Consider the following 14,849-nt stretch of genomic DNA (forward strand, 5'->3'; position numbering starts at 1 on the left):
CTACGACAAGGAACAGGACAAGCAGCGGCCTGTTATCTGCGACTAACAGGAGACGCACCCATGAAGATCGCTTCCATGTTCGCCGCCGCCGCTTCGCTCACGCTGGCTGCTGCTCCCGCTCTCGCCGCCCCGGCCGCCAGCCCGGCAGCCTCGCTGTCGATCGCGAAGTCGGCCCGCGCCAGCACCGCCACCTCGGGCAAGAGCAAGCTCGGCGCGCCGGGCTCGATCGTCGCGCTGGTGCTCGCCGCCGCGATTGTCGCCGGCGGCGTGTTCATCGCGGTCGACGACAACAACTCGGACAGCAACTGATCCGAACCATCGCGCCGCTCCGGCGGCGTGATGACATAAAGGCCCGGGGCGCACATGCGCTCCGGGCCTTTTTGGTTCCTGGCAAAGACCTGCCTGTCGGACCTAGCCGATCCGCCCCTTCGGCACGTGCGTGATCCGGCACGCGAGGTCGGCCTCCCCGCTCGCCACCACCCAGTGATCGCCGCCGTCCGCGATCCCGGTCGTGAACACCACGTCGGTCACGTACAGCAGGTCCTCCGACGGCTTGAGCAACTCCGGCGCCGGCTCCAGCAACGGCGCATGATCGGTCGCCAGCGTGCGCGACGGATCGTCGCGATCGAGCAGCGTCCAATAGGTCCGATAGGTGCCGACCACCCCCGACGGCTCGACGCCATGCCACAGCGACAGCCAGCCCTGCTGCCCGCCGACCTCCGCCAGCACCGGCGGCGCGCCGCCGCCCATCCGCGCGGTCGCCATCGTCTGCGCATGGGGGCGGATGCCCGGCTTGTCGTAGGGCTTCCAGTGCAAGGCGTCGGGCGACATCGCGAGGTTGATCGACGGCCCCGCGCGCCATTCGGACTCGGGCGGATAGGCGAAGTACAAATCGCCGAGCGGCCGCGTCTGCGCGCAGAACTTGCCCCCGACCTTGCCCTCGAAGATCAGCATGTCCTTGTTCTGGTGATCGAGAACGATCCCCTCCAGCGTCCAGTCGAGCGCATCGTCGCTGGTATAGAGCGTCGTCGAATGCCGCTCGGGGCTGACGGAACAGGTCGTCATGTAATAGCGCCCGTCGACCTGCGTGATCCGCGCATCCTCGACGCCATAACATTGATAGTCGGTGCGCGGCGCGATCGCGCGGTCATAATGGATCGCCACCACCGCGCGGCCCGCGGCGTCCAGCTCGACCGGCAACAGCCACGACAAGGAGGTCAGCGCCATCACCTTCCACCCGCCGCCGCGCATCATGAACTTGCGCGGATCGGATGTGTCGACCAGCGACAGCGGCCAGGCGTCGAGCTCATAGCCGCCATCGTGCCAGCGGATCGCATGGACCTGCTGCTCACGGACGGGATGACGTAGCGCCTCGGCAACGCGCACCATCAACAACAGATTGCCGTTCGGCAACCGCGTCATCCCCGGATTGAACGCGCCCAGCACATAGGTCTCGGCGTCGATCTTCCCCGCCAGCGGCGAGCGCGACAGGTCGATATCGCGTGGGGTCAGCACCAACGCATCATGCGGCCAGTCCGCCATCATTCCTCCTCCTGCACGCGCGGGCTGATCGTCAGCCGCTGGATCACGGTGCGGCGCGGCTGGGTGAGCAGATACTGGACGCCGACCGCGATATCCTCCGCGCGCAGCATCGTTCCCGCCTCGATCTGCGCGCGTTGTTCTTCGGAACTGACGTCGGGCATCTGCATGTCGGCCCCGGTCTTGCCCGGCTCGACCAGCGCGACGCGAATGTCCTTGCCGCCCAATTCGCGGCGCAGCGCGATCGAAAAGCCCTGCAACCCGTGCTTGATCGCGGCATAGACCGTCGAGTGCGGGCCCAGCACATAGGCGCTGGTCGACCCGATCATCACAATATCGCCGCCGGCCGCCATCGTCGCGGCGGCGCGGTGCGCCAGCAGCAGATACTGCGTGAAGTTAAGCGAGATCGCATGTCGCACCGCCGCTTCGTCCATTTCGGTCAGCCCCGCCGCTGCCTCCGCCGCATTGGCGACGACGATGTCATAACCGCCGAGCGCCGCGTCGGCGGCGGACAGGAACGCGCCGACATTGTCGGGATCGGACAGATCGGACAATGCACCCTCGCCCGTACCGACCTCGCGGATATCGGCGAGCGCCTCGTCGAGGTGCGCCTGATCGGTGCCGCCGATAAACACCGACGCGCCCTCGGCCGCGAGCAGCCGCGCGATCGCCCGCCCGATGCCGGTGGTGCCACCGGTAATCGCGGCGCGGCGTCCGGCAAGCGGCAGTACGCTGGTATGAGCGTCCCGAACGTCAGTCATGCGACACCTCCACAATCCGTCCATACCACCCCGGCGAACGCCGGGGCCCAGCTGGGAGAACCGCAGCGATTCATCACCGGGCGTCCCCCAACTGGACCCCGGCGTTCGCCGGGGCGGAAGCGGTTGGTTTGAAACGACAGCTGCGATTGCAACGAGCGACCGGCCCGTCGTTTACCCCAACCCTCTCCCCAGTACGTCGCCCCGGACCTGATCCGGGGCCCCGCTCCTTCTTCTCGGCCAGCGCAAAAGCGGGATCCCGGATCATTTCCGGGACAACGGGGAAGACAGATCATGCGGGCTCTCCAAACGCACGCCGTAAAGCCCGGCGACAGCGCCTCAGTCCACCGGCCGGTTCCCCGTCCGCGCCAGCCAGTGCATCAACGCAGGTTGCACCTCCGGCTCGCCAAGCATCGGCGCATGGCCGATCCCCGGCACCGTCACCAGCGTCGCGTCGGGCAGCGCGGCGACCATCCGCTCGGCGGTGCGGGCGGACAGGATATCGCTCAACGCGCCCCGCACCACCAGCACCGGCACGCCCGCCAGGGCGGCAAGCGCGCGCCACATGTCCGGCCCCGCCTCGTTGCCGGGCAGGCGGAACGGCTCGGCGATCTTCATATCGTAGTCGAGCACGATCCGCCCCGCGGAGTTGAGCCGGTACAGCCGCTTGGCCATCGCCAGCCATTGCTCGATCCCCCAGTCGGGATAGGCGCCGGCATTGCCCTCCTGCACCCCGCGCGCGGCGTGCATCCATGTCGGATAGGTGCTCGGCTTGCCGACATAGCCGCGGATGCGCGCCAGCCCCGCCGGCTCGATCTCCGGCCCGACGTCGTTGAGCAACGCGCCGGCCAATCGTCCCGGCACCAGCCCGGCGAGCAGCATCGTCACGATCCCGCCCAGCGAGGTGCCGATCGTCACGAACCGGTCGATCTTCTGCTCGTCGAGCAGGGCCACCACGTCCTGCGCATAGGTCAGCGGAACGTAGCTCATCGGGTCCTTGGCATAGCCGCTCTCGCCGCGCCCGCGGAACTCGATCGCGATCACGCGCCGTACGGGCGCGATCGCCTGCGCGACCGCCGCGAAGTCGCGCGCGTTGCGGGTCAGGCCGGGCAGGCACAATACCGGCGGGGCGTCATCTGCCCCGGAATAGTCGAGCGCATGGAGCCGCAGCCCGTCGCTAGACCACCAGTAAATGTCCCGAAACTCCGCCATCGCTTGCGCCCTTTGCCGACCGCCCCCCATATCGCGGCATGGCCGTCGACCCGCAAGCATATCGCCCCGAGCGCACCCTCACCGCGCTCGGCGAGCCCTTTTACGACGAAGTCGCCGCGGCGCGCTTCCCGCAGGCGATCTTACGCTTCCGCAACGATCGCGCCGCGGCGCAGGTCGGGCTCGACATGCTCGACGACGATGAATGGATCGCACATTTCGGCCGCTTTGCACCGTTGCCGGGCACGCTCGAACAGCCGCTGGCGCTGCGCTACCACGGGCATCAGTTCCGCGTGTACAATCCCGACATCGGCGACGGGCGCGGCTTTACCTTCGCGCAGCTCCGCGACACGTCGGGGCGGTTGCTCGACCTCGGCACCAAGGGGTCCGGGCAAACGCCGTGGAGCCGTTTCGGCGATGGACGCCTGACGCTGAAGGGCGGCGTGCGCGAGGTGCTGGCGACCGAGATGCTCGAGGCGCTGAACGTCCCCACCTCGCGCAGCTTCTCGCTGATCGAGACCGGCGAGGCGCTGGAGCGGAACGACGAACCCTCGCCGACGCGCGGCAGCGTGCTGGTGCGGCTCAATCATTCGCATGTCCGCATCGGGACGTTCCAGCGGCTCGCCTATCACCGCGACGAGGACGCGCTGCGCCGGCTGACCGGCTATGTGCTGCGCGAACTGTACGGCGAGGACAGCGACGATCCGGTCCGGCTGCTGGACCTGGTCGTCGCGCGCACCGCCACGCTCGCCGCGCGCTATATGGCGGCCGGGTTCGTCCACGGCGTGCTCAATAGCGACAACATCAACGTCACCGGCGAGAGCTTCGACTATGGCCCGTGGCGGTTTGCGCCGGTCTGGGACCCGGCGTTCGTTGCCGCCTATTTCGACCACGCCGGGCTCTACGCCTTCGGCCGCCAGCCCGAGGCGATCCTGTGGGACGTGATGCAACTCGCCTCGTCGCTCCGCCAGATCGCCGAGCCCGAGCCGCTGATCGCCGCGCTCGACGCGTTCGCCGGCCATTATCAGCCCGCGATCGCCGAGGCGGTGCTGTGGCGACTCGGCCGGGTGCCGCGTGCGCCGGAGGAAGACCGTGCACTCGTTCAGGCGGTCGAACGCGCGCTTCGGGCGACGCTGATGCCGGTCGACCAATTCTTCTTCGATGCCTTTGCGCAACCGCTGCCGCAAACATTCGCGAGCGAGTGGGACGAGGTCCGGGCCCGTTTGGAATCCTATGCGCCACGCCGAACCCGCGATCACGCTTATTGGCAGGGCGCGCCCTGCGCGATGCTGATCGACGAGGTCGAGGCGATCTGGTCACCGATCGCCGCCGCCGACGAGTGGGGGCCGTTTGGCGCAAAGATCGCAAACATCCGCGCGATGGCCGACGCGCTGCGCTGACGATCCCCCTTCCGCCTTGATCAAAGTTACGGCTAAGACCAGCGGCATGGCTGAGCTGATCTCCTTCGAACCCGCCACCGGCGCGGAATTGTGGCGTGCGGAGACGAGCGACGTCGATGCCGAGGTCGTGACGGCGCGCGCCGGCTTCGTGCCGTGGGCGGCCAAGTCCTTGTCTTTCCGCATCGAAACCCTGCGCCGCTTCGCCAATGTCGTCCGCCAGCGCGCTGACGCCTTCACCGACCTGATCGCGCGCGAAACCGGCAAGCCGCTCTGGGAAGCCCGCACCGAGGTCGACACAGTCGCCGCCAAGGTCGACATCTCGGTCAGCGCCTATGCCGAACGCACCGCACAGCGCCGGCTCGACGCGCCGATGAACACGCGCATGGCGCTGCGCCACAAGCCGCACGGCGTGCTGGCGGTGCTGGGGCCGTACAATTTCCCCGCGCATCTGCCCAACGGTCACATCGTTCCCGCTCTGATCGCGGGCAATGCCATCGTCTTCAAACCATCGGAGAAAACCCCCGCGACGGGCGCGTTTCTGGTCGACTGCTTCCACGCCGCCGGGGTGCCCGCTGAGACGCTGCGGCTGGTGATCGGCGGCCCCGCCGAGGGCCGGGCGCTGGCCGCGCACGACGGGATCGACGGACTGCTGTTCACCGGCTCGGCACGCACCGGGATCGCGCTCAACCGCGCTTTCGCCGAAAAGCCCGAGAAGATCCTCGCGCTGGAGATGGGCGGCAACAACCCGATCCTGGTGTGGGACACCCCGATCTACACGCCGCCGCAGTGCTGATCGTCCAGTCCGCCTTCACCACCGCCGGACAGCGCTGCACCGCCGCGCGGCGATTGATCGTGCAGGAATCGCTGGCAGAACCGTTGCTTGCCGAACTGGCGTCGCTGACCCGCCGGCTGATCGTCGGCGCGCCGCACGACGATCCGGCGCCGTTCATGGGCCCGGTGATCGACAATGAGGTCGCCGACGGGCTGACCGAGAGCTTCCTCGCGCTGATGATGAAGGGCGGCCGCCCGATCCACCATATGGCGCGCCCGGTCGACGATCGGCCGTTCCTGACGCCTGGAATCATCGACGTCACCGACGTCGGCGACCGCCCCGATATCGAGCTGTTCGGCCCGCTGCTGCAGGTGATCCGCGCCAGTGACTTCGACGAGGCGATCGCGGAGGCGAACAACACCCGCTACGGCCTGTCGGCGTCGTTGATCAGCCAGACTCCGGCATTGTTCGACCGCTTCTGGGCCGGCGCGCGCGCCGGGATCGTCAACTGGAACCGTCCGACCAACGGCGCGTCGTCGTCTGCGCCGTTCGGCGGGATCGGCTGGTCGGGCAACCACCGGCCAAGCGCGTATTACGCCGCCGATTATTGCGCCTATCCGGTCGTCTCGAACGAGGCAGAGGCGGCGCGCGCGACGATCGGCATCGGCCTGGCCGACGCCTGATTTCAGATAGGGATCGAACGACATGGCAAGCGGACTCGTCGCGCTGCTCGACGATATCGCCGGATTGACCCGGCTGGCCGCGGCGTCGCTCGACGATGTCGGCGCCGCCGCGACCAAGGCGGGGACGAAGGCGGCGGGGGTGGTGATCGACGATACCGCGGTGACCCCGCGCTATGTCGTCGGCCTCTCACCCAAGCGCGAGTTGCCGATCATCGGCAAGATCGCGCTGGGCTCGATCCGCAACAAACTGCTGTTCCTGTTGCCCGCCGCGCTGATCCTGAGCGCGGTCGCGCCCTGGGCGCTCGCGCCGTTGCTGATGCTGGGCGGCGCGTTCCTGTGCTTCGAGGGCGCGGAAAAGGTGATTGAGGCGATCTCCGGCGGGCATGGCGCTGACGAAGAAACGCTGACGACCGATCCGGTCGCGCTGGAAAAACAGAAGGTGTCGGGCGCGATCCGCACCGACTTCATCCTCTCGGCCGAGATCATGGTGATCGCGCTGCGCGAGGTATCGGACCAACCGCTGCTCACGCAGGCGATCACGCTGGCGATCGTCGCCGTGGCGATCACCGCGGGTGTGTATGGTGTCGTCGCGCTGATCGTAAAGGCGGACGATGTCGGCCTGTATCTGGCGCAGCGGCCGTCGGCGACGGCGCAGGCGATCGGACGCGGGCTGGTGAAGGGTGTGCCGGTGCTGATGCAGGTGCTGACGGTGGTCGGCACCGCGGCGATGCTGTGGGTTGGCGGCGACCTGCTGATCCACAATGCCGCCGATGTCGGCGTGCCGGCGCCGGCCGAATTCGTCCACCATCTCGCCGAGGGCGCGGGCGGCGGGGTACTCGGCTGGCTGGTCAGCGCAGGGATCGCGGGCGTGTTCGGGCTGCTGGTCGGCGGCGTGATCGCGGCGGTGATGCACAAGGTCCACGCGGCGCGGCATTGACCGTCCACCACCGTCATTCCCGCGCAGGCGGGAATCCAGACGCGCAGTTCTGTCGATAAAGGCGAAACGTCGAAGTTCCTGGACTCCCGCCTCCGCGGAAATGACGGTGGTGGCTTTGGCGCAGGTGCGACGGCGAAGGTGCGGGACCGACAACCACAAAACCAATCCTACGCCACCACCAAGCATCGCTCGATTGCACCCCCGTCCCCCTGCCCCACATGCGGTGGCATCATGGCGACGCTTCTTGATCCCGACGCGCGCGGTCGCGTCATCCTCGTCGGTGCCGGTCCCGGCGACCCCGGCCTGCTCACCGTTCGTGCGGTGGAGGCGCTGCGCTGCGCCGATGTCGTCGTCCACGACGGGCTGATCGACCCGCGCGTCCTCGATCTCGCTCCGCCCGAAGCGCATCGCATCTCGGTCGCCAAGCGCCGCGCGCGCCACACCTTGCCGCAAGAGGCGATCAACGCATTGATCGTCGCCCATGTGAAGGCGGGCAGCGTCGTCGTCCGGCTCAAGGGCGGCGACCCGTTCATCTTTGGACGCGGCGGCGAGGAGGTCGAAGCGGTGCGCGCCGCCGGCCTCGCGGTCGAGGTCATCCCCGGCGTATCGGCGGCGCTCGGCTGCGCGGCCGAGGCGATGCTGCCGCTGACGCACCGCGACCACAGCTCCGCGGTCACCTTCGTCGCCGGCCAGTGCAAGGGGCTGACCGATCAGGATTGGTCGGGGCTCGCCGGACAGGGCCGCACGCTGGTGATCTACATGGGCGTCGCGACTGCCGAGGCGATTGCCGACAAGCTGATGGCCGATGGCGTCGCGCCCGACATGCCGGTCGCGGTGCTGGAGAAGGGTACGCTCCCCGGCCACCGCGCACTGCGCACCCTGCTCGCCGATCTCGGCGCGATGGTGTCGCGCGAGCGGGTGGCGAGCCCGGCGATCATCGTCGTCGGCGAAGTGGTCGAACTGTCCGACGCCGAGGACCGGCTGGCGGGCTATGCAAAGGTGGCGGAGACGATGGCATGAGGCTGGTGACCGGCAACGATCTGGCGAGCGGCGACGTCGTCTGGTGGACCGGCCGCGACTGGTCGCGCCACATCGGCGACGCCAGCGACGCCGGTGAGCGCGCCGAGGCGATCGCGCGCGAGGAAGAGGCGGCGCGCCGCGTCAACGTCCCCTATGTGATCGAGGCGAGCGAGACCCCCGATGGTCCGCGCCCGGCGCACATCAAGGACCGCATCCGCGCGCTCGGCCCGACCGTCCGCCCCGACCTGACGCTCAAGCCCGCCGACGCCCATGCGGGCGACTGGGTGATCTGAACCCCTCCCCGCCATTTGCGCGGGGATCGAGGAAGCAACGATGTACAAGTACGACGAATATGATCAGTCGATCGTCGATGCGAGGGTCGAGGAGTTTCGCGACCAGTGCCAGCGCCGGCTGTCGGGCGAGCTGAGCGAGGATCAGTTCAAGCCGCTGCGGCTGATGAACGGTCTCTACCTTCAACTGCACGCCTATATGCTGCGCGTCGCAGTACCTTATGGCACGCTCAATGCCCGACAGATGCGGATGCTGGCGCATGTCGCGCGCAAGTACGACCGCGGCTACGGCCATTTCACCACCCGCCAGAACATCCAGTACAATTGGATCAAGCTGGAGGACGCCGCCGACATCCTCGCCGAGCTGGCGACGGTGGAGATGCACGCGATCCAGACCAGCGGCAATTGCATCCGCAACATTAGCTCGGACCAGTTCGCGGGCGCTGCCGCCGACGAGGTGACCGACCCGCGTCCTTTCGCGGAGTTGCTGCGGCAGTGGAGCACGTTCCACCCCGAATTCACTTACCTGCCGCGAAAGTTCAAGATCGCGGTGATCGCCGCTGACGAGGATCGCGCGGCGATGCGGCTGCACGACATCGGGCTACAGTTGCTCGAGCGTGACGGCGTGCTTGGCGCCAAGGTGTACGTCGGCGGCGGCATGGGCCGCACCCCGATGATCGCGCCGGAGATCAAGGACTTCATCCCCGCCGATCAGCTGATGAGCTATCTGGAGGCGTGCCTGCGCGTCTACAATCGCTACGGTCGGCGCGACAATATCTACAAGGCGCGGATCAAGATCCTGATCCACGAACTCGGCGCCGACAAATACCGCGCCGAGGTCGAGGAGGAATTCGCGCAGGTGCGCCAGCTCGGCATCGATCCGCCCGCCGCCGAACTGGCGCGGATCAGCCAGATGTTCGCCCCACCCGCCTTTTCCGCCGACGACGGCGCGGTCGCCGACCGCAGCGACCCGGACTTCGCTGTATGGCTCGACCAGAACGTCCGCCCGCACAAGCAGCCCGGCCATGCGATCGTCACCGTCTCGCTCAAGCCGATCGGCGGCATCCCCGGCGATGCCTCCGCCGAGCAGATCGACGTGATGGCCGACCTCGCGGAGCGCTACAGCTTCGACGAGCTACGCGTCACCCATGCGCAGAACATCGTCCTGCCGCACGTCCGCGTCGCCGACCTCAAGCCGGTGTGGGAGGCGCTCACCGAGGCCGGGCTCGCCGACGCGAACCTCGACCTCATCAGCGACATCATCGCCTGCCCCGGCCTCGATTATTGCGCGCTCGCCAATGCGCGCTCGATCCCGCTCGCGCAGAAGATCGGGCAACGCTTCGCCGATCTCCATCGCCAGCGCGATCTGGGCGAGTTGAAGCTCAAGATCAGCGGCTGCATCAACGCCTGCGGCCACCATCACGCCGGGCACATCGGCATCCTCGGCGTCGACCGGAAGGGCACCGAGAATTATCAGCTGCTGCTCGGAGGTTCGGGCGCCGAAGACGTGTCGCTGGGCAAGATCACCGGCCCCGGCTTCGACGAGGACGGCGTGGTCGATGCGATCGAGCGCGTGACCGACACCTATGTCCGCATCCGCGAAACCGGCGAGCGCTTCGTCGACACCTATCGCCGCGTGGGAATGCAGCCGTTCAAGGAGGCGATCTATGGTTGATGCGTTCGAGGTCGACCTGATCGACGACCGCGCCCATCTGCGCTTTCGCGACGGCGCGACGCATGAAGAGCCGGCGGTGACGCTCGACGCCTTCCTAGCGGGACAGTCGAACGCCACCGCGGTGCGGATCGAACCCGGCGACGATGCCCGCGCGCTGATCCCGCACCTCGCGCGGCTCGCGTTGATCGAGGTGTCGTTCCCGACCTTCCGCGACGGACGCGGCTATTCGGTCGCACGGATCCTGCGCGAGGCAGGCTATGCCGGCGAGCTGCGTGCCGAAGGCGACGTGCTGGTCGACCAGATCCCGCTGATGCGCCGCTGCGGCTTCGACGCCTTCGCGCCGCACGCGGCGGTCGACCCGGTCGTGCTCAAGCGATCGCTGGAGCGCTACGATCACGTCTATCAAAAGGCCGCCGATGCGGCGGTCCCGGTGTGGAAATTGCGTCATGGGTGAGCCGGCTCACGATCTGCCCCTTCACGATCTCGACGTCATCGACGTCCGCCCCGCCTTCACCGCTGCCGACGCCGCGACGATGCAGGAGCGGTTCGAGGGCGTCTCGGCACCAGACATGCTGCGCGAGCTGCTGACCGGCGAGTTGGCGGGGCGCATCGCCGCGGTATCGTCGTTCGGTGCGGAATCCGCCGTGCTGCTGCACATGATCGCGGCGGTCGATCGCGACGTGCCGGTGATCTTCACCAACACGCAGAAGATGTTCGGCGAAACCTTGGCCTATCGTGACGAATTGTCCGAACGACTGGGGCTGACCGACCTGCGCGTATTCCGCCCCGATCCGCGATTGCTGCGCCTGAAGGACGAAAAGGGGCTGCGCTGGTCCTACGATCCCGACGGCTGCTGCGAGCTGCGTAAGGTCGAGCCGCTGCGCCGCGCGCTGTTGCCGTTTCAGTCGTGGATTTCCGGCCGCAAGGGCTTCCAGGCGAAGACCCGCAAGGCGCTGCCGCGCTTCGAGGAGGATGAGGGCCGGTTGAAGATCAACCCGCTCGCCGACTGGTCGAAGGAAAAGCTCGACAGCTATTTTGCCGAGCATGATCTGCCGCGGCACCCGCTCGAGACGCAGGGCTATCTGTCGATCGGCTGCGCGCCATGCACGTCGAAGGTCCGCCCCGGCGAAGACCCGCGCGCCGGGCGCTGGCGCGGCTGGGACAAGGTCGAGTGCGGCATCCACGTCGCGGAGAAGCCGGGCGAAGAACCGGCGTTCTGAGCGGAACGCTGCCCGTCATCCCCGCGCAGGCAGGGGCCTATGGCTGTAGCGTTCTGCCCAGACGCTTGTCACGGCGACCGATCACTTTGTGACAGATGGTGCATCGGGACGGTAAAGACATGGGCCCCTGCCTGCGCAGGGGCGACACGTACCTACCCCTCCCCATAAGCCGGCAGCGCCAGCTTGAACCGGATCGCCGCGGCCCGCAGCGCGAAGCCGGCGACCGCTGCGATTACCGCGGCATGCCACGGCACCATCCCCAATTCGCGTAGCCCCACGTAGCAGCCCGCCGCCAGCGCGGCGGCGGTGACGTATAATTCCGGGCGCATCAGGATCGACGGCTCGCCCGCCAAGACGTCCCGGATGATCCCGCCGACGCAGCCGGTCACCACGCCCATCAGCGCGGCGGGCAGCGGCGGCACGCCATAACCGAGCGCCTTGGCCGCGCCATAGACCGCATAGGCGGCGAGCCCGACCGCGTCGAACCAGTCGAGCGCTGCGCCGCGCCACCATCGTTCCGGTGTGCTCCAGATCACCCCCGCCACGATCAGGCACACCGCCGCGACGCGCGAGTCGTGCACCCAGAACACCGGCGCGCCGATCAGCAGGTCGCGCACCGTTCCACCACCGACCCCGGTGATGAGCGCGAAGAAGGCCAGCGTCACCGGCGTCTGCGCGCGCCGGGCGGCCGCCAGCGCGCCCGATGCGGCGAACACCGCCAACCCCGCCACATCCAGCCACGGCGCGAACGCAGGCAGCAACACGACCGGATCGAGCGGCGGGGTCATCCGCTTGCGCGCTCGATCAGATAGTTCATGCGTGCGCTGGCGATCGGACGCGCGCGATCGTCCTGCCACGCCACAGCGGTGACGGTCGCGATCCGCGCGCCGAGCCGCGTGATCTCGCCCGCCGCGCGCGTGACGTGATCGCGTCCGCCGCGCATGAAGTCGACGGTGGCGTTGATCGGCTTGATCCGCGCCTCTTCGGCAGCGAGCGCATGACGCACCGCCGCCACCGCCGCGACCTCCAGCAGGCCGGCGATCGCGCCGCCCTGCAGATAGCCGGGACGCCCGACGACATGTTGTCCGAACGGCATCACGATCTCCGGCGCGCCGTCGACCAGCTCCAGCGTGACACCCAGCAATTGCGCATAAGGCGGCAGCGTCACGCGGCCACCCGCGGATAGCTGCCCGCGGTCGCCATGAACGTGGCCGCGACATGGGCGACCGGATCGTCAGGGTCGCCATCATGCGCGATCCCGCGCGTGAACGCGATCGAGCGGGTCAGGCGCAGGCACTCGCCGCGGCCGATCACGGTCTGATGCGGACGCGCGGGCCGCAGATAGTCGATGCGCAGATCGAGCGTGGCGTGTGCGACGAAGGCGTTGCAGCGATGCCAGACCGCAAGGCTGGTCGCGACGTCCATGAGCGCGATGATCGGACCGGACGCGATGATGCCGGTCTCTTCGTCGCCGACCAGATCGGCGTGCCACGGTTGTGCGACCTCGATCCAGTCGTCGCCATGCGCATGATAACGCTGCCCAAGACGGCCGCCATGGCCGGCGACCGACGGGGTCTCCAGCAGGTAGCGTGCCATTACGGTGGGGTTCCAGTCCATCGCTCGCCCTCTACACGGCCACCGACGCGGCGCAATATTGCTTCGATCCAAGCTGTTTAGTCGGCTCGTGCCCGTAGCTGTCCCAGGATGAACGCGATGTTGTTTCATGTTCATGCAACTGCGCTAAAGGAAACACGTTTCGGTCGCATCACGATTCAATGAACGGGAGAATTTTTCATGCGTAAACTCATGCTTGCCTTTGGCGCGGTCGCAATGGTTGCTCCGACGCTGGTCGCCACCACAGTCGATGCCGATGCGCAGCGTCGCCACAAATATCGCGAGTGGCGCGGTAACGACGGCCGCCTGCGCTGCCGTAAGCCCGACGGCACCACCGGTTTGGTGGTCGGCGCGGTCGCGGGTGGCCTGCTCGGCCGCACGATCGACACGCGGGGTGACCGCACGCTGGGCACGGTACTGGGCGGCGTCGGCGGCGCGCTCGCCGGGCGCGAGATCGAGCGCAGCGGCAAGCGTCAGTGCCGTTGAGGCAGTGAATTGTCGTCGATCGGTGCGCCTTTCTCGCCCGATCGACGTTGAGGGGGCGCGAACCGTGGCAGCACGGCTCGCGCCCTTTTTCGTGTGACGACAAGGAGAGCGAATATGCCTACCCGCAGCGGATCGGCACGGTACGAAGGTTTCGGCAAGGACGGCAACGGCTGGACATCGACACAGTCGGGCGTGCTCAGCGACACGCGCTATGGCTTCGGCTCGCGGTTCGAGGACGGTCCGGGCACCAACCCCGAAGAATTGATCGCCGCCGCTCACGCCAGTTGCTTCACGATGGCGCTCAGCTTCGCGCTTGCCGGCGCCGGCTATAATGACGGAACGCTGGAGACCGATGCACGCGTCACCGTCGACAAGGACGGCGACGGCTTCACGATCACGTCGTCAAAGCTGAACCTGAAGGCAAAGGTGCCGGGTATCGACGCCGACGAATTCGCGCGCATTGCCGAGGAAGCCAAGGCAAACTGCCCGGTATCGAAGTTGTTGAAGGCCGAAATCAGCCTGACGCATGAACTCACGCAATAATGTCCCGCAAGTGAACGCAAGGTAGTATTGTGTTCACGCAACTCGCATCCGCCGTCATCGTTCTCCCCTCACTCTGTTTATCTGAAGGGAGCAAGTGATGCGTATCATCATGGCGGCGGTGCTTGGAGCGACGGCATTGACCTCGATATCGGTCGCACCCGCGCAGGCACAGCGCCCGCGCGACGCGAACCGCGAATATCGCGAAGATGTTCGGGACGCGCGTCAGGAATATCGCGAGGATCTGCGCGGTGCCGACTCGCGGCGTGACGTGCGCAATGCGCGTCGCGAATATCGCGATAGCGTCCGTGACGCACAGCGCGACCGCAACGACAGCCTTCGCGACTGGCGCCAGTCGCGACGCTACGACTATAACAAGCTCGAAGCCGGCCAACGCCGTTACTATGCCGATCGTTATTACCGCGACGGCCGCTACTATCAGCAGCGCGCACTGAGCCGGAACGATCGCATCTATCGCGGCAACAATGGCCGGTATTACTGCCGTCGCAACGACGGGACGACCGGGCTGATTGTCGGTGGCCTGGCCGGCGGCGCGCTCGGCAATGTCATTGCTGGTGGCGGGTCGCGGCTGCTCGGCACGCTGATCGGCGCGGGCGGTGGTGCGCTGCTTGGCCAGCGTATCGACCGCGGTCAGGTGGTCTGCCGATAGAAGCGAAAGCGCCCGGCCGCGTGCCGGGCGCTTCTT

At 67.6% G+C, this 14,849-nt stretch carries 17 protein-coding genes and 1 pseudogene; 12 read left to right on the plus strand and 6 right to left on the minus strand.

What is annotated here, in order from left to right:
• The first annotated feature begins 60 nt into the window (after positions 1–60).
• The gene (locus tag QP166_RS10335; RefSeq protein WP_333915837.1) at positions 61–309 is read left to right on the plus strand and encodes a hypothetical protein; all 249 of its coding nucleotides are present in this window, start codon (positions 61–63) and stop codon (positions 307–309) included.
• A gap of 102 nt (positions 310–411) precedes the next feature.
• Here QP166_RS10335 and QP166_RS10340 read toward each other — a convergent pair whose 3' ends face one another.
• The 3 genes from QP166_RS10340 to QP166_RS10350 all read right to left on the minus strand — a co-directional run bounded on the left by QP166_RS10340 (position 412) and on the right by QP166_RS10350 (position 3,509).
• Positions 412–1,545, minus strand: a complete 1,134-nt coding sequence (locus QP166_RS10340) for a glycosidase (protein ID WP_443027205.1) — start codon at positions 1,543–1,545, stop codon at positions 412–414.
• Complete coding sequence (locus tag QP166_RS10345) at positions 1,542–2,300, minus strand: SDR family oxidoreductase (protein ID WP_333915839.1); 759 nt, start codon at positions 2,298–2,300, stop codon at positions 1,542–1,544. The genes QP166_RS10340 and QP166_RS10345 overlap by 4 nt, the downstream gene beginning before the upstream one ends.
• A gap of 336 nt (positions 2,301–2,636) precedes the next feature.
• Positions 2,637–3,509 (minus strand): alpha/beta fold hydrolase, encoded by an 873-nt coding sequence (locus QP166_RS10350; protein ID WP_333915840.1) that lies wholly within the window; start codon positions 3,507–3,509, stop codon positions 2,637–2,639.
• Positions 3,510–3,547: 38 nt separating this feature from the next.
• Between QP166_RS10350 and QP166_RS10355 the strand changes: the two genes are divergently transcribed.
• The 8 genes and pseudogenes from QP166_RS10355 to QP166_RS10390 all read left to right on the plus strand — a co-directional run bounded on the left by QP166_RS10355 (position 3,548) and on the right by QP166_RS10390 (position 11,503).
• A complete protein-coding gene (locus QP166_RS10355; protein WP_333915841.1) occupies positions 3,548–4,906 on the plus strand; it encodes a protein adenylyltransferase SelO family protein in 1,359 nt (452 codons plus the stop codon).
• Positions 4,907–4,952: 46 nt separating this feature from the next.
• Positions 4,953–6,361: pseudogene (astD, locus tag QP166_RS10360) on the plus strand (succinylglutamate-semialdehyde dehydrogenase).
• A gap of 22 nt (positions 6,362–6,383) precedes the next feature.
• Positions 6,384–7,298, plus strand: coding sequence for a DUF808 domain-containing protein (locus tag QP166_RS10365; RefSeq protein ID WP_333915842.1), 915 nt, complete (start codon positions 6,384–6,386; stop codon positions 7,296–7,298).
• A gap of 231 nt (positions 7,299–7,529) precedes the next feature.
• On the plus strand, positions 7,530–8,318 hold the full coding sequence (gene cobA / locus QP166_RS10370) for a uroporphyrinogen-III C-methyltransferase (protein ID WP_333915843.1): 789 nt from the start codon (positions 7,530–7,532) through the stop codon (positions 8,316–8,318).
• Positions 8,315–8,611 (plus strand): DUF2849 domain-containing protein, encoded by a 297-nt coding sequence (locus QP166_RS10375; RefSeq protein WP_333915844.1) that lies wholly within the window; start codon positions 8,315–8,317, stop codon positions 8,609–8,611. The genes cobA and QP166_RS10375 overlap by 4 nt, the downstream gene beginning before the upstream one ends.
• 40 nt (positions 8,612–8,651) lie before the next feature.
• On the plus strand, positions 8,652–10,283 hold the full coding sequence (locus QP166_RS10380; RefSeq protein ID WP_333915845.1) for a nitrite/sulfite reductase: 1,632 nt from the start codon (positions 8,652–8,654) through the stop codon (positions 10,281–10,283).
• The gene (locus QP166_RS10385; protein WP_333915846.1) at positions 10,276–10,737 is read left to right on the plus strand and encodes a DUF934 domain-containing protein; all 462 of its coding nucleotides are present in this window, start codon (positions 10,276–10,278) and stop codon (positions 10,735–10,737) included. The genes QP166_RS10380 and QP166_RS10385 overlap by 8 nt, the downstream gene beginning before the upstream one ends.
• Positions 10,730–11,503, plus strand: a complete 774-nt coding sequence (locus QP166_RS10390) for a phosphoadenylyl-sulfate reductase (RefSeq protein ID WP_333915847.1) — start codon at positions 10,730–10,732, stop codon at positions 11,501–11,503. Before QP166_RS10385 ends, QP166_RS10390 begins: the two co-directional genes overlap by 8 nt.
• Before the next feature lie 152 nt (positions 11,504–11,655).
• Here QP166_RS10390 and QP166_RS10395 read toward each other — a convergent pair whose 3' ends face one another.
• Genes QP166_RS10395 through QP166_RS10405 form a run of 3 tightly spaced genes read right to left on the minus strand, consistent with a single transcriptional unit; the run spans position 11,656 to position 13,120 of the window.
• Positions 11,656–12,291 (minus strand): trimeric intracellular cation channel family protein, encoded by a 636-nt coding sequence (locus QP166_RS10395; RefSeq protein ID WP_333915848.1) that lies wholly within the window; start codon positions 12,289–12,291, stop codon positions 11,656–11,658.
• On the minus strand, positions 12,288–12,671 hold the full coding sequence (locus QP166_RS10400; protein WP_333915849.1) for a PaaI family thioesterase: 384 nt from the start codon (positions 12,669–12,671) through the stop codon (positions 12,288–12,290). The genes QP166_RS10395 and QP166_RS10400 overlap by 4 nt, the downstream gene beginning before the upstream one ends.
• The gene (locus QP166_RS10405) at positions 12,668–13,120 is read right to left on the minus strand and encodes a PaaI family thioesterase (protein WP_333915850.1); all 453 of its coding nucleotides are present in this window, start codon (positions 13,118–13,120) and stop codon (positions 12,668–12,670) included. Before QP166_RS10405 ends, QP166_RS10400 begins: the two co-directional genes overlap by 4 nt.
• 177 nt (positions 13,121–13,297) lie before the next feature.
• Between QP166_RS10405 and QP166_RS10410 the strand changes: the two genes are divergently transcribed.
• The 3 genes from QP166_RS10410 to QP166_RS10420 all read left to right on the plus strand — a co-directional run bounded on the left by QP166_RS10410 (position 13,298) and on the right by QP166_RS10420 (position 14,813).
• On the plus strand, positions 13,298–13,603 hold the full coding sequence (locus tag QP166_RS10410; RefSeq protein ID WP_333915851.1) for a glycine zipper 2TM domain-containing protein: 306 nt from the start codon (positions 13,298–13,300) through the stop codon (positions 13,601–13,603).
• 114 nt (positions 13,604–13,717) lie between these two features.
• Positions 13,718–14,146 carry an OsmC family protein gene (locus QP166_RS10415; RefSeq protein ID WP_333915852.1) on the plus strand — a complete coding sequence of 143 codons (429 nt, stop codon included), beginning with the start codon at positions 13,718–13,720 and terminating at the stop codon, positions 14,144–14,146.
• 97 nt (positions 14,147–14,243) lie between these two features.
• Positions 14,244–14,813, plus strand: coding sequence for a glycine zipper 2TM domain-containing protein (locus QP166_RS10420; RefSeq protein WP_333915853.1), 570 nt, complete (start codon positions 14,244–14,246; stop codon positions 14,811–14,813).
• Positions 14,814–14,849 lie beyond the last annotated feature (36 nt).

Origin of the sequence: Sphingomonas sp. LR60, assembly GCF_036855935.1 — a bacterium.
Taxonomy (GTDB): Bacteria; Pseudomonadota; Alphaproteobacteria; order Sphingomonadales; family Sphingomonadaceae; genus Sphingomonas.